Source organism: Bartonella capreoli (assembly GCF_902813205.1).
GTDB lineage: Bacteria > Pseudomonadota > Alphaproteobacteria > Rhizobiales > Rhizobiaceae > Bartonella > Bartonella schoenbuchensis.
The window spans coordinates 1-402 of record NZ_CADDZX010000333.1 but is presented as its reverse complement, the minus strand read 5'-3'; the positions used below and the strand labels follow the sequence as shown (position 1 = coordinate 402).

The following is a 402-nucleotide window of genomic DNA, read 5'->3' as shown; positions in this document are numbered from 1 at the left end:
TTTTGATTTTGACATTTTTTCAATCAAACCAATCGTCACCTCACTTTGATCGGTCAATTTATAAGCCTGACGTTTTCCATCCTTTTCAACAATAGAAATTTCTTCTGGTGAAACCCACCCTTGGTCATCACGATAGGTTTCATGAACAACCATCCCTTGGGTAAAAAGCCCTTTAAAAGGCTCATCCACGCTCATATGCCCAATCAATTTCATAGCACGCATAAAAAAGCGTGCATAAAGAAGAGGGAGAATCGCATGTTCAATTCCACCAATATATTGTTGCACAGGCAACCATTCGGCTATCGCTTGCTTGTCGACAGGTTCTTGTACAAAAGGCGCAGTAAAGCGGGCATAATACCAAGAAGAGTCAACAAATGTATCCATGGTATCAGTTTCACGTTT

1 pseudogene is annotated in these 402 nt (G+C 40.5%); it reads right to left on the bottom strand.

The features are described from left to right. A pseudogene (locus J7R05_RS08670) lies at nt 1–402 on the bottom strand (leucine--tRNA ligase); the annotation flags it as partial.